General features: G+C 71.9%; 9 protein-coding genes. 8 read left to right on the forward strand and 1 reads right to left on the reverse strand.

The features are described 5' to 3' along the window. The first annotated feature begins 272 nt into the window (after positions 1-272). From ACLLJJ_RS13365 to ACLLJJ_RS13385, 5 genes are all read left to right on the forward strand, one after another. Positions 273-4,169 carry an FtsK/SpoIIIE domain-containing protein gene (locus ACLLJJ_RS13365; RefSeq protein ID WP_434590335.1) on the forward strand — a complete coding sequence of 1,299 codons (3,897 nt, stop codon included), beginning with the start codon at positions 273-275 and terminating at the stop codon, positions 4,167-4,169. 167 nt (positions 4,170-4,336) lie between these two features. After that, a complete protein-coding gene (locus tag ACLLJJ_RS13370; RefSeq protein WP_434590337.1) occupies positions 4,337-5,716 on the forward strand; it encodes an ABC transporter substrate-binding protein in 1,380 nt (459 codons plus the stop codon). 4 nt (positions 5,717-5,720) lie between these two features. Beyond that, a complete protein-coding gene (locus ACLLJJ_RS13375; RefSeq protein ID WP_434590340.1) occupies positions 5,721-7,076 on the forward strand; it encodes a carbohydrate ABC transporter permease in 1,356 nt (451 codons plus the stop codon). Next, positions 7,073-7,957 (forward strand): carbohydrate ABC transporter permease, encoded by an 885-nt coding sequence (locus tag ACLLJJ_RS13380; RefSeq protein ID WP_434590343.1) that lies wholly within the window; start codon positions 7,073-7,075, stop codon positions 7,955-7,957. The genes ACLLJJ_RS13375 and ACLLJJ_RS13380 overlap by 4 nt, the downstream gene beginning before the upstream one ends. Before the next feature lie 184 nt (positions 7,958-8,141). Then, positions 8,142-10,598, forward strand: a complete 2,457-nt coding sequence (locus ACLLJJ_RS13385; protein WP_434590346.1) for a bifunctional glycosyltransferase/CDP-glycerol:glycerophosphate glycerophosphotransferase — start codon at positions 8,142-8,144, stop codon at positions 10,596-10,598. 82 nt (positions 10,599-10,680) lie between these two features. Here ACLLJJ_RS13385 and ACLLJJ_RS13390 read toward each other — a convergent pair whose 3' ends face one another. Next, the gene (locus ACLLJJ_RS13390) at positions 10,681-11,271 is read right to left on the reverse strand and encodes a TetR/AcrR family transcriptional regulator (protein WP_434590349.1); all 591 of its coding nucleotides are present in this window, start codon (positions 11,269-11,271) and stop codon (positions 10,681-10,683) included. A gap of 209 nt (positions 11,272-11,480) precedes the next feature. Between ACLLJJ_RS13390 and ACLLJJ_RS13395 the strand changes: the two genes are divergently transcribed. The 3 genes from ACLLJJ_RS13395 to ACLLJJ_RS13405 are packed head-to-tail and all read left to right on the forward strand — an operon-like array spanning position 11,481 to position 14,372. Then, positions 11,481-12,380 (forward strand): ABC transporter permease, encoded by a 900-nt coding sequence (locus ACLLJJ_RS13395; protein WP_434600402.1) that lies wholly within the window; start codon positions 11,481-11,483, stop codon positions 12,378-12,380. Next, positions 12,373-13,104 carry an ABC transporter ATP-binding protein gene (locus ACLLJJ_RS13400; RefSeq protein ID WP_434590352.1) on the forward strand — a complete coding sequence of 244 codons (732 nt, stop codon included), beginning with the start codon at positions 12,373-12,375 and terminating at the stop codon, positions 13,102-13,104. Before ACLLJJ_RS13395 ends, ACLLJJ_RS13400 begins: the two co-directional genes overlap by 8 nt. Before the next feature lie 26 nt (positions 13,105-13,130). Further along, on the forward strand, positions 13,131-14,372 hold the full coding sequence (locus ACLLJJ_RS13405; RefSeq protein WP_434590355.1) for a glycosyltransferase 87 family protein: 1,242 nt from the start codon (positions 13,131-13,133) through the stop codon (positions 14,370-14,372). Positions 14,373-14,419 lie beyond the last annotated feature (47 nt).

Genomic DNA, 14,419 nt, shown 5'->3' on the forward strand with positions numbered 1-14,419 from the left:
GGATGGTTGCCGAACGCACGTGCCACATACGTCGCGCCTGAACCCAAGCCTGCACTTTTACGTCCACAGCCGACCAATCAAGATCACTTGCCGACGGGTGCCGGGCGTGTTGTCAGTGGCAGGTGCGAGGATGCCTGCAGCACGGAACTGACGGGCCGGAAGGCCCCCGTTGCGTGCCGACCTGTACCGGACGACGCGTCCGTGCCGGGTGGGGGGAATCACAGGGCGGTCCCTCTGCCGGGCACTCCGCGCAGAAGGGACCGCTGACGGCGATGCAGATCCGGCTGACCGTTCTCGCGCCGCGCAGCGGCCAGGGCGCACACGGCACGCGGGCCCACGGCCCGCAGGCCGCCGCGCCGGCCGCGCGCGCCTGTGACGTGCTGGTCACCGCCCCCGCCGGGACGGCGCTGGCCGCCGTGGCCTCGGGCCTGGCGGCGGCCGTCTCGGGACCGGGCTCCGGCCCGGAGACCACGGGCGCGGTGGTGGTCTACGCGGGGCGCGAGCGGCTCGACGCGCAGCACTGCCCGCTGGGTGAGCCGCCGCTGGTCGACGGGGCGGTGCTGTCACTGCACGCCCCCGCGCCGGAGGGCGACACCCGTCCCGACGCGGCACCGGCCCCGGCCCAGTTGCACGTCGTGGCGGGCCCCGACGCCGGAGGCGTCCATCTGCTGCACGGCGGCCGGATCAGCATCGGCCGCTCCACGGACGCGGACGTCCCGCTGGACGACCCGGACGTGTCACGGCTGCACTGCGCGGTGACGCTGACGGAGGACGGCCGCGTCTCGGTCGCGGACCTCGGCTCCACCAACGGCACGGCGCTGGACGGCGCCGAGGTCGACGAGCGCCCGGTGCGGCTGGCGCCCGGCGCGCTGCTGCGGGTCGGCGAGTCCGCGCTGCGGCTGGCCCCGGGCGAGCTGCCCCCCTCACTCCCGGTGGCCCCGGACGGCGAGGGCCACCTGCGCATCAACCGCGCGCCGGACGGGCCCACCCGGAGCACCCGGGGCGGCCCGGTGCCGGGCGCGTACGGAGCCCCCACGCCCACGGTCACGGACCGGGGTTCCCGGTCCACTGTTCCGACCGGCACCGCGACCGCGGACAGCGGGCCTCCCGCCGGCCGCCGGGTCTCGGGCGGACTCACAGGGACCCCGCCCGTCGTCCGGTCCACCGGGCCGTACGACGCCCAGGGCGGCGGACCGGCTTCCGGAGCGCCGGGCGCCACCGCGTACGGATCCCGGTCCGGAGCGACTTCCGAGGCCGCCGACGAGCGTTCCCGGTCCGCCGGCGAGCGGTTCGGCGGCGATCCGTTCGACGGCGAGCGGTCCGCGGGGGCCGACCGAGGGCCGTACGACAGCGGCAACCAGCCGGGCCCGGCGACGCCCGGCCGTCCGGGCGACCGTTCCGTGTCCCGACCGCCCGCGGGCCGGCCGGGGTCCGGGCCCGCGCCCACGGTGCCCGGTCAGTACGTCCCCGAGGGCGGGCCGACGGCCGCGGGCCGGTCCGGCGCCGGGCCGTACGACGACCGGTACGGCGACCGGGCCGGTTCGGCGCCCGGGTCGCCCGGTGGTGCTCCTTATGACGCGCGAAACGACACACTCGGCGCCGCGGCGTCCGCGTCGGGACAGGGCGGCGCCAGGTATCCCGATCCGCGGCCCGCGAGCGAGGCCGGTGCCCCAGTGGCATCGGGTCGCACGGCGGGGCTGTCGGACAACCGCGAGGAATTCACCCCCGAGGCGTACGACAGCCCGGCGGACCCGACAGCCACAGCGCCGGGCCGCACCCGAGAAGGCGGCGGCGACGGGCGCGGCTCCGGCTCGGGTCGCGGCTCCGGCGGCCATCCGGGCCCCGGCGACGGGACGCACGGCGGTCGGCGCGGGGTCTTCGGCGAGGAGCAGGCCCGCAAGCGCGGGGGGATAGGGGCCTGGGCCCGGCGTCTGACCGGCGGGCGCGGGGAGACCGTCGCCGAGTACGCACCGGCGGAGTCGACGCCTGTCGGGATGCCGCCCGTCGGCGCCCCCGCGGACGTAGCGCCGGCCACCTTCGCCGCCCCGGAGACCTGGCCCGACCCGGCATCCCTGCTGCTCACCGCCCTCGGCCCCGGCCCCCGGCTGTGGGAGCGCGGCCCCGGGCACCCCGAAACGCTGGTGCTCCGGCTGGGCACCGCCGACCGGGCCGGGCCCGACGGCGGCCGGCCGCTGCCCGCCGTGCCGGTGACCGTGGGGCTGCGCGAGGTGGGTTCACTGGGGCTGGCCGGACCTCGCGCCCGGCTGGCCGGGCTCGCCAGGTCCGTGGTCGCGCAGCTCGCCGCCCTGCACTCACCCGTCGACCTGGAGATCGTGCTGATCAGCGCGGACCGCTCCAGGGCACTGGAGGAGCGCAAGGCCGAGTGGGGCTGGCTCGGCTGGCTGCCGCATCTGCGGCCCGCCCACGGCCAGGACTGCCGACTGCTGCTGGCCTACGACCGGGACCAGGCCTCGGCCCGCATCGCCGAGCTGGTGCGGCGGACCGACGAGGAACCGCTGGGCGCGGACGGGCCGTACACCGTGGTGGTCGTCGACGGCGACCCCGGATCCGCCGGGCTGCGCGAGGCCACCACCCGGCTGGCCGCGACGGGCGCCGCGAGCGGCATCCACCTTCTGACCCTGGCCGAGACCGCCGCCGCCTCCCCCGTCTCACCGGTCGCCGCGACCTACGAGGCGGCCTGCGCCGCCGCTCCCGCCTTCCGCGAGTGCGGGGCGGTCGCCCTGCTCAGTGGCGATGTGGCCACCGCTCTGCGACTGCTCCGCACCGCGAGCGCGCAGCCCGTGGGACACGGCACGCTCGCCACGGTGGACGCGGTGTCCGCGGCCTGGGCGGAGCGGTTCGCCCGGTCGATGGCCCCGTTGCGCACGGACGGCCCGCCGCCGGGCCGTTCGGGCCGCGCTGCCGCGCTGCCGCCGTCCGCCCGGCTGCTCGACGAGCTGGGCCTGGCCCGCGCCACCCCCGCGTCGCTGATGGCCCGCTGGGCCGCCGCCGCGGACGACGGGCAGGCACCGGGCGCCACCCGCGCGTGGGCGGTCCTGGGCGCGGGCCCGCGCGGGCCGCTGTGCGTCGACCTGACCGCCGAGGGACCGCATCTGCTGATCGAGGGCCCCGCGGGCAGCGGGCGCACCGAGCTGCTGCGTTCCTTCGCCGCCTCACTGGCCGCCGCCGCCCGGCCCGACCGGCTCGGTCTCGTCCTGGTGGACGGGGCCGGCGGTGAGCGCGGCGAGGGCCTGCGGGTCTGTACCGAGCTGCCGCACGTCTCCACGCATCTGGTGGCCTCCGACCCGCTGCGCATGCGGGAGTTCGCGCAGGCGCTGGGCGCCGAGCTGAAGCGGCGCCACGAGCTGCTCGGCGGCCTCGGCTTCGCCGAGTGGCACACGCATCGCGAGGTGTCGGGCAGGCTCGTCGGCCAGCGCCCGCCCAGCTCCGCCGAGCAGCACAGCGGCGACCTCGACCCGCCGTCCAGCGGCGGGACGCTGCGCCTGCGGACCACCACGTCCCTCGCGCAGCAGGCCCGCCCGGACACCGAGCACTCACCGCTCCCCCGGCTCGTCGTGCTGGTCGACGACTTCGACGCGCTGGTCGCTCCGGCCCTGGGCAGTATGGGCCGTCCGTCGGCCGGTTCGGTCGTGCGGGCCCTGGAGGCGGTGGCCCGGGAGGGCGAGCGGCTCGGGGTGCATCTGGTGGCCACCTCCGCCAGGCCGGACCGCACGGCGGACACGGAGCTGGCCCGGGGCGCGCGGCTGCGCGTGGTGCTCGACGCCCCACCGGCCGCCCCCTCCCCGGAGGAGCCGGCGCCGGGCAGGGGCAGGCTGCATCACGCGGACGGCACCGTGACGGTGTTCCAGGGCGGCAGGGTCACCGGGCGCATCCCCCGTACGGCGACCCTGCGGCCGACCGTCGTCCCACTGGAGTGGGAGCGCATGGGCGATCCGCCGACCCGGCGCCCGGTCCGTGAGCTGGGCAACGGGCCGACGGACCTGGCCCTGCTCGCCAGCGCCCTGGACCGCGCGGCCCGCACGGTCAACGCGGCGCCGCTCGCACCACTCTCCCCGCTGGAAACCTCAGGAGTCGCAGGGCCCACAGCGCCCTCCGGGGCCCCAGCGACAGACATACGAAAACGCGCACAAATCCCAGGCGACAGCTGATCCAACGTCACGAGCCCATCACGATCATCAAGTTGACACGGAAGGCGCTATTGCGGGCCCCGACCACCGGGCGTAGGACTGAGCGGACGGGACAGCTACACCGGCATCGGCGCCGCCACCGTCAGAGCTGCGCCGGTCCGCACGCGCACGGCAGAGACGGGGCAGAGATGCGCACAACTCTTCGTACACACAGGGACCGAAGGGCTCGCAGGGCCGCACTGGCGGTGATCGCCGCGAGTGCGCTCGCCCTCTCCGGATGCAGTGACGGGGACGGCAGCAGGGACAAGAAGGACGGCGCGGACGCCGGCAAGACACCGGCGTCCAGTGTCACGCTCCCCAAGCTCAACGGCGAGAAGGTCCAGGTCGTAGCGGTCTGGACCGGCCCCGAGCAGGAGAACTTCACCAAGGTCCTCAAGGAGTTCGAAAAGCGCACCGGGGCGACGATCAGTTACGTCCCCACCCAGGACGCGATGCTCAACTACCTCGGTACGAAGATCTCCGGCGGCCAGCCCCCGGACGTGGCGCTGCTCCAGCAGCCGGGCGCCCTCCAGCAGGCCGTCCAGCGCAAGTGGCTCAAGCCCGTCGACGCCCCGACCCAGGCGCAGCTCGACAAGAACTACACCAAGGGCTGGAAGGACATCGCCGCCGTCGACGGCAAGCAGTACGGCGTGTACTACAAGGCCGCCAACAAGTCCCTGATCTGGTACAACACGGCTGCCTTCGAGAACGCGGGCGCGGCCGAGCCGAAGACCTGGAAGGAATTCCTGACCGCCGCCGAGACGATCTCCGCCTCCGGTGTCCCGCCGGTCTCGATCGGCGGCGCGGACGGCTGGACGCTGACCGACTGGTTCGAGAACATCTACCTCTCCCAGGCGGGTCCGGAGAAGTACGACCAGCTGGCACAGCACAAGATCAAGTGGACCGACCCTTCCGTCAAGGACGCGCTCACCACACTCGGCCAGCTCTTCGGCAAGAAGGAGCTCATCGCGGGCGGCCAGGAGGGCGCTCTCGGCACCGAGTTCCCGGCGTCCGTCACCCAGACGTTCACCGGCGGCGACCAGCCCAAGGGCGCCATGGTCTTCGAGGGCGACTTCGTCGCGGTCAACATCGCGCAGACCGAGGCCAAGCTCGGTACGGACGCGAAGGTGTTCCCCTTCCCGGCGGTCGGCGGCGAGGCCCCGGTGGTCACCGGCGGCGATGTGGCCGTGGCTCTGAAGGACTCCAAGGGCGCCAAGGCGCTGATGACCTTCCTGGCGTCCGAGGACGCCGCGAAGATCGCGGCCGGCTCCGGCGGGTTCGTATCGCCCAACAAGTCGCTGGACCTGGCGGCGTACCCCAACGACGTGATGCGCGACATCGCCAAGGCCCTGGTCGACGCGGGCGACTCGTTCCGCTTCGACATGTCGGACCAGGCCCCGCAGTCGTTCGGCGGCACACCCGGCAAGGGTGAGTGGAAGGCTCTTCAGGACTTCTTGAAGAACCCGAAGGACATCGCGGGAACCCAGCAGCAGCTGGAGACCGACGCGGCCAAGGCCTACAAGAGCTGACGCGGTGACGTCAGCGACCGCGGGGGGCGCCGCGAAAGTGACGCCGCCCCCCGCCGACAACGGCAAACGCAAGAGCGTGACCGGCACACGCAAATCGATGGCGGTCGGCTTTCTGCTGCCCGCCCTGGTGCTGCTCGGCGCGCTCGTGGTCTACCCGATCGGGTATTCGATCTACCGGAGCTTCTTCGACAAGTCGGGCGACAGTTTCGCCGCCTTCGACAACTATGTGGAGATCTTCCGGGACGACACCATCCTGACGGCCGTCAAGAACAACATGATCTGGGTGGTCCTCGCCCCGACCATCTCGACCGCACTCGGCCTGATATTCGCCGTCCTCACCGAGCGCATCCGCTGGGGGACGGCCTTCAAGCTGCTGCTCTTCATGCCGATGGCCATCTCGATGCTCGCCGCGGGCATCATCTTCCGGCTGGTGTACGAGCAGGATCCGGAGCGCGGGGTCGCCAACGCCGTCGCGGTCACCGCCCATGACGCCTTCGCCGAATCGGCCGGCTATCCCAAGGCGCGCCCGTTGCCGGTCCATCCGCTCAAAGCGGGCGGCGGTGGGACCTTCGTCACCAAAGAGACCGTGACCGTGGGCGAGCAGGTCAATCTGCCGCTGGTGGGTGTCGCACCCGCCAAGATGCCCGGTGACGCGAAGATCGCCGCACCCGCCGAAGTCTCCCGGGACCGGGTGAGCGGCACGGCCTGGCTCGACTTCACCCGGGGTGGCGGCGGCAGGCCCAACACCATCGACGCCAAGGAGTTGGGCCTCAAGGGCCTCAAGATCGAAGCGGTCAAGGACGGCAAGGTCGTCGATTCCACCCAGGCCGCCGCCGACGGCACGTTCACGCTCTCGTCGAAGGCGGACGGCGCCGAACTGCGCCTGCCCGAATCGAACTTCCACGAGCCGTTCAACGGAGTCGACTGGCTCGGCCCGAATCTGGTGACACCGGCGATCATCGGCAGCTACGTCTGGATGTGGGCCGGCTTCGCGATGGTGCTGATCGCGGCCGGGCTCGCCGGTCTGCCACGTGAACTCCTCGAAGCGGCCCGGGTCGACGGCGCCAACGAGTGGCAGGTCTTCCGCCGCATCACCGTGCCCATGCTCGCACCCGTGCTCGCGGTGGTGCTGGTCACCCTAATGATCAATGTGCTGAAGATCTTCGACCTGGTCTTCATCATCGCGCCGGGCTCGTCCCAGGACGATGCGAACGTACTGGCGCTCCAGCTCTACCGCTCGTCGTTCGGCACCGATGCCGACCTCGGTGTGGGCAGCGCGATCGCCGTACTCCTGCTGCTCCTGGTGATCCCGGTGATGCTCTTCAACGTCCGTCGTCTGCGGAAGGAGGCACGCCGATGACCACCACGGGTGGCCAAAGTGTGAAGGCGAAGCAGCCCCTTCCGGCGCGGATCGCGGCCCGGGCCGGCGGCGGGCTGATGCGGGTCTTCCTTATCCTGGTCGCGGTGTTCTGGCTGATGCCGACGGTCGGGCTGCTGCTCTCCTCACTGCGCACCTCCACCGACATCGCGTCGAGCGGCTGGTGGAAGGTCTTCACCTCCCCCTCGGAGGTGACCTTCGACAATTACTCCAACCTCCTCAAGAACGAAGCCATCACCGACTCCCTGCTCAGCACGATCATGATCACCGTCCCGTCGACCGTGCTGGTCGTGGTGATCGGCGCACTGGCCGGGTACGCGTTCGCGTGGATGGACTTCCCGGGCCGTGACTGGTGGTTCCTGGTCGTCGTCGGTCTGCTGGTGGTTCCGGTACAGGTCGCCCTGATCCCGGTGTCCAAGCTCTTCGGCTCGGTCGGCCTCTTCGAGACCACGGCGGGCGTGGTGCTCTTCCATGTCGCCTTCGGACTGCCCTTCGCGATCTTCCTTCTGCGGAACTTCTTCGCGGAGATCCCCAAGGAGCTACTGGAGGCGGCGCGCCTCGACGGGGCGGGCGAGATCCGGCTGTTCACCCGTGTCGTGATGCCGCTGGGCGGTCCCGCCATTGCCTCGCTGGGCATCTTCCAGTTTCTCTGGGTCTGGAACGACATGCTGATCGCACTGATCTTCGCCGACTCGGCCAATCCGCCGATCACGGTCGAACTCCAGCGCCAGGTAAGGCAGTTCGGGAACAACATCGACATCCTGGCGCCCGGCGCCTTCATCTCGATGGTGATCCCGCTCATCGTGTTCTTCGCGTTCCAGAAGCAGTTCGTGTCCGGCGTCATGGCCGGCGGGGTCAAATAGCGGCCTGGCGAGGGCCGTTCGACGGCCTTTCGGCTCTCCGTGGGCAGCGGTGACGGGGCGGCCCGGTTTATTGAAACCGGGCCGCCACGCCGCATCCTTCCCCCGGATGCCACGTCCGGCGTAACCACTTCACTCCTTCGGCCGTTCCTGGGGCAGATGCCCACGTCGACCCCCTGGATGTGCCGTGCCCCGGTTCAGCGTCATCGTGCCCGCGTACAAGGTCCAGGCGTACCTGGAGGAGTGCCTCGATTCGGTGCTCGTCCAGAGCTACGACGATCTCGAACTGATCGTGGTGGACGACTGCTCGCCGGACTCCGGTGGCGCGGTCATCGACGCGTACGCGGCCCGCGATCCACGGGTCTCGGCCGTGCGGCTGCCCCGGAACACCGGGCCGGGCCCCGCCCGCAACGCCGGAATCACCCGGGCGACCGGCGACTATCTGATCTTCCTCGACGGCGCCGACACCCTTGTCCCCGGCGCGCTCCAGGCCATCACCGACCGCCTCAAGGAGACGGACGCACCCGACCTCCTGGTCTACGACCACGCCCGCACACACTGGTCGGGCGAGGCCGTACGCGACCAACACGCCGCGCAGCTGGCCGAGGAGGGCCCGGCCGCCTTCGAACTCGGCTACCGACCGGGCCTGTTGAAGCTCCCCGCGGTGGTGTGGAACAAGGCGTACAGCCGGGAGTTCATGGAGCGCGAAGGCTTCACCTTCGCGCCCGGCCGGTACGAGGACGTCCCCTGGACCTACCCGGCGCTGCTGGCCGCCGATTCGATCGCGGTCCTGGACCGGGTCTGCGTGCACCACCGCCAGCGCCGCCGCACCGGCAGCACGACCGGCAGCGCGGGCAACTTCACGACGGGCAGCTCGGGCAGCGTCGGCCGCATCACCACGGGTAGCGCGTGCAACTTCACCACCGGCAACTCGGGCAGCGTCGGCCGCACTGCCGAAGCCGACAGCGCAGCCCGCGTCGACGACACCACCCGTGCCGACCGCACGGCCCGCACCGGCAGCCCCGGCGATCCAGCCACCGGCCGCGAGCACTTCGACGTCTTCGGCCAGTACGACCGCGTCTTCGCCTTCATCGACGCCCGCCCCGAACTGGCCCACTGGCGCCCGCTGGTCTTCCGGCGGATGGCCGACCACTTCACCACGCTGGTCACCACCCGGGGGCAGCTGCCGCGCGGCGGCCACAGCGAGTTCTTTCAACTGGCCCGCGCCCACTACCGCCGCCACCGCGCCCCGGGCACCGCCCCGCGCCCGAGCGCTCGCCTGCGGCACGCGACGGTCCGACTGGGCAGCCACCGCCTGCACCGCGCGGTGCGGACCTACCTGCGACTGCGCTCCTCCCTCCGCCGCCGGTCCGCGACATTGCGTCGCACCGTCCGCGCCGCCGTCCTTCGGCTGCACTACCGCGTCCAGCTGCGCCTGCCCCTGCGGCCCGACCGGGCGGTCTTCACCGCCTACGCGCACGCCGGTTACGCCTGCAATCCCGCCGCGATCGAGGAGCAGGTACGCGAACTCGCCCCACACATCCGCACCTCCTGGATCGCCACCCCCGAGCACCACCACACCGTCCCCACCGGAACCCGCACGATCCGGCCGGACACCTTCGCCCACTGGACGGCCCTGGCCCGTGCCAAGTACCTGGTGAGCAACGTCGGCTTCGAACCGCGCCTGACCAAGCGTCCCGGCCAGATCGTCCTGCAGACCCAGCGCGGCACACCGCTCAAGTCGATGGGCCTCGACCTCCAGGACCACCCGGCGGCGGCCCGCACCACCGACTTCACCCGCCTCCTCGACGACGTCGACAAGTGGGACTACTGCCTCTCCGCCAATCGCCACTCCTCCCTGATCTGGGAACGGGCGTACCCCTCGGGCTACACCACGCTCGAATACGGCCTCCCCCGCAACGACACCTTCCAGCGCGCCACCGCCACCGACGTCGCCCGCCTGCGCTCCACCCTCGGCATCCCCGAGGGCTTCACCGCCCTGCTGTACGCCCCGACACACCGCGACTACCGCCGCGACCAGCGCCCACTCCTCGACCTCGACCGGATCTCTCGCGCGCTGGGCCCCCGGGTCGTCATCCTCGATCGCGCCCTCTACTCCTCCAACGTGCCGTTCTCCCGCCCGCGTTCCGCACGATCGGGTGAATCCCCCCGGATCATCGACGTCAGCGAGCACCCCTCGGTGGAGACGCTCTGTCTGGCTGCCGACGCCCTGATCACGGACTACTCGTCCCTGATGTTCGACTACGCCAACCTGGACCGCCCGGTCGTCGTGCACACCGACGACTGGGACGCGTACGGGGCCGCTCGCGGCACCTACTTCGACCTGCGCGAGTTCCCGCCGGGCGCGATCGCCCGCACCGAGGACGAGTTGATCGACATCTTCTCCAGCGGCCACTGGCGCGGCTCCCGCTCCGCCCAGTTGCGGGCCGCCTTCCGGGCGCGTTTCTGCGCGTACGACGACGGCAGGGCGGCCGAGCGCGTCGTACGCCATGTGTTCCTGGGCGAGACGGCCGCGCTGCCGTCCATCGTGCCGCTGGAGGACCGCAGGCCGGTTCCGGCGGCGGGCCCCCGGCACGAGCGCGGGCGCGACCTCTCCGGCCTCCTGACTGCCGGACGCCGCTGAGGCCGGACGCCGCCGACGCCGTCGCGGGCCGAACACGCCCGCCGCTGCGGCCGCCCGGCGGCCGCAGCCGACCTGAGGCCGGTCAGGCCTTGAGAGCCGCGACGGCGGACGTGGCGAGGTCGTCCAGATAGCCGTCGGGCAGCTCGGTGCGCACCACCACCAGCCGCCAGTACAGCGGGCCGATCATGAGGTCGAGCGCCCGGTCGACGTCGGCGCCCGCAGGCAACTCCCCGCGCTCGACGGCATCCCGCACCACCCCGGCCGCCAAGCCGCGTCGGCCGTCGAGCAGCGCCGTCCTGATCGCGTCGGCGATCTCCGGATTGCGCGCGGCCTCGACGAGCAGGTCCGGGATCACCTGCGAGGCGACCGGGTGCCGCAGCGCGTGCGAGGCGACCTCGATGAGGGCGCGCACATCCCCGTACAGCGAGCCGGTGGCGGGGGCGGGCACGCCCTGGGACGCGACGGCGGAGACCAGGTCCAGAACGAGCGCCAGTTTGGACTTCCAGCGTCGGTAGACGGCCGTCTTGCCGACACCGGCCCTGCGGGCGATCCCCTCGATCGACATCCGGGCGAAGCCGACGGCGGCCAGCTCCTCGAAGACGGCGGCACGGATCGCATCGGTCACGTCCTCCCTGAGCACTGCGGCTCCGGCGGGCGCACGGCGTGAAGTCATGCGGGGAAGCATAGCGTTTTCACGTAACGACGAGACGGTTGCGTTCCGACGTCGATGCGACCTACTGTCATCGTCACGACGATACGGGCCCGTCCCGCCGTCAGCACGGACCCGGTCCCCCGTCGAAAGCCGCCGATGTGAGCCTGCCGACCGCACAGCCCGCACCACCCACGACACCGACCGAACAACGCCCACCATCCGCCCCTGCCATACCATCCGCGCCACCCACCCCGGCGCCACCGGCCAACCTGGCGGAACTGGCCGCCCGCCACGGCCTGACAGTGAGCGGCGCGCGCCCCTCGCTGCCCGAGTACACCCGCCGCCTGTGGGGCCGGCGGCACTTCGTCCTGGCGTTCGCCACCGCCCGGCTGACCGCGCAGTACAGCCAGGCCAAGCTGGGCCAGATCTGGCAGATCATGACCCCGCTGCTCAACGCGACGGTCTACTACTTCATCTTCGGCGTCCTGCTGCACACCAAGGACGGCGTCGCCGACTTCGTCCCGTTCCTGGTCACGGGCGTCTTCGTCTGGACGTTCACCAGCAGTTCGGTCATGGCCGGCACCCGCTCCCTCACCTCAAACCTCGGCCTGGTGCGGGCCCTGCACTTCCCGCGCGCCGCGCTGCCCGTCTCGTACGCCCTCCAGCAGCTGCAGCAGCTGCTCTTCTCCATGGCCGTACTGTCGGCGATCCTGGTCTGCTTCGGGCAGCTCCCCCGCGCGTCCTGGCTGCTCGCGCTCCCGGCGCTGCTGCTCCAGTCGGTGTTCAACACGGGGCTGGCGATGATCATGGCCAGGCTGGCGTCGGCAACCCCGGACATCGCCCAGCTCATGCCGTTCGTCCTGCGCACCTGGATGTACGTGTCGGGTGTCATGTGGAGCATCGGGCACGTCCTGCACAACGACCACCTGCCGCGCCTGGCCCTCGTCGCGCTGGAGTGCAATCCGGCGGCCATCTACATCGACCTGATGCGCTTCGCCCTCATCGACACCTTCACCGACGCCCAACTACCCCCGCACGTATGGCTCGTGGCCACGGGCTGGGCGCTCGTCGCGGGCGTGGGCGGCTTCATCTACTTCTGGCAGGCAGAGGAGACGTACGGCCGTGGCTGACCACACCCCTCGGGAACCCGTCCCCACCGTCGTCGCCGACGACGTGCACATCACCTACAAGGTCCACGGCGGTCGCGCCGGCGTACGCGAAGTGCACGCCGTCCGGGGTGTCACCTTCGTCGCGCACCGGGGCGAGGCCATCGGCCTCATAGGCTCCAACGGGTCGGGGAAATCGACCCTCCTGAAAGCGGTCGCCGGCCTGCTTCCGCCCACACAGGGCCACGTCCACACCCAGGGCCAACCCTCGCTGCTCGGCGTCAACGCCGCCCTGATGAACGACCTGACGGGCGAGCGCAACATCATCCTCGGCTGCCTCGCGATGGGCATGTCCCGTCGGCAGATCCGTGAACGTTACGAGGGGATCGTCGACTTCTCCGGCATCAACGACCACGGAGAGGACGCCATCACCCTGCCCATGCGCACGTACTCATCGGGCATGGCCGCCCGGCTCCGATTCTCGATCGCCGCCGCCAGGAGCCACGACGTACTGCTGATCGACGAGGCGCTGGCCACCGGCGACGCGAAGTTCCAGCGTCGCAGCCGGGCCAGGATCGCCGAGCTGCGGGAGCAGGCGGGCACCGTCTTCCTGGTCAGCCACCACAACAGGACCATCACCGAGACCTGCGACCGGGCAATCTGGCTGGAGGCGGGGACGGTACGCGCCGACGGGCCCGCGCGAGAAGTCGTCGCCGCCTACGAGGCGCACGCAAAGCACAGCAAATAGAACAAAGGCGGCTAAAGTCCCTCTGGATGACGACCCAGCAGATCGGGGCTCTCGACCCGACCCCCGCCCCCGGCTCGCACGCCCCCACGCCCCGCGCACTCCGCTCCTGGCGCGCCCTGGGCGCGGTCTGGCTCACCACCCGGCTCGCCATGCTCGTCCTGCTCTCCGGCGCCGTCGTCGAGCTCGGCGACATCAGCGGGGAGGTCCACGGGATCTACCACGCCTGGTACGAGCAGCTGGCTCGCGGCGACTTCCCGCTCGACGACGTCATGTGGCAGTACCCGCCCGCCGCGGGCCTGGTGATCCTCGCGCCCGCCGCACTGCCGTGGCTGACCTACTTCCAGGCCTTCGTGGTGCTCACCCTCCTCGCCGACGCCCTCGTCACCGTCGCGCTCGTGCGAGCGTGGAAGAGGCGCGGACGGAGTGCCGGGGGCGCGTGGATGTGGGTGTGCGCCCTGCCTCTGCTCCTGCATCTGCCCCTGGTCAGGTACGACGTCCTGGTCACCGCCCTCGCCGTACTGGCCCTCCTGGCGATGCACACCCGGCCACGCGTCGGCGGCGCGCTCGCCGCCCTGGGCGCACTGGTGAAGGTCTGGCCGGCACTCACCCTGCTGGGCACCCCGCGAGGTCGCGGCACGCGGAACGCCTGGCTGTCCGCCGCCGTGGCCGCGCTGGCGCTGCTCGCCTTCCTGTCCCTCGCCTTCTCGCACACCCTGGACTTCCTGCGTCAACAGGGCAGCAGGGGCGTGCAGATCGAGTCGCTGGGCGGCACCGCGCTGTCCCTCGCGCGGCTGACCGGCTGGCCGGGCACGGTGGCCTTCCGGTACGGGGCGATGGAGTTCACCGGCCCGTATGTGTCGACCGTCGCGCATCTGTCACTGCTCTGCACGGCCGCCGCCTTCTGCTGGCTGCTGGTGTGGCGGTTCAGGGCCCGGCACTGGACGCCCGCCACGCCCTTCGACGCGGCCCTGTGCGCCGTGCTGCTGTTCACCGTCACCAGCCGGGTGATCAGCCCGCAGTACCTGATCTGGCTGCTGGGCCTGGCCGCGGTCTGCCTCACCTCGCGCGCCACCTCGCAACGCCCGGTCGCGGCCCTGCTGCTGCCCGCCGCCGCGATCAGCTCGCTCGTCTATCCGGTGCTGTACGAGGAAGTCGTGACGGGCACACCGCTGGGCTGTGCGCTCATGGTCGTACGCAACGGACTGCTGCTCGGCGCGGCCGTCCTGTCCTGCCACCGGCTCAGGACCACCACGGTCGCACGGCAGTAGACAGGGGGCGCCCCGCACCTCCCGGTGCGGGGCGCCCCCTGTCTCGT

This window comes from Streptomyces sp. A5-4 (assembly GCF_051131715.1).
In the GTDB taxonomy this organism is placed as follows: domain Bacteria; phylum Actinomycetota; class Actinomycetes; order Streptomycetales; family Streptomycetaceae; genus Streptomyces.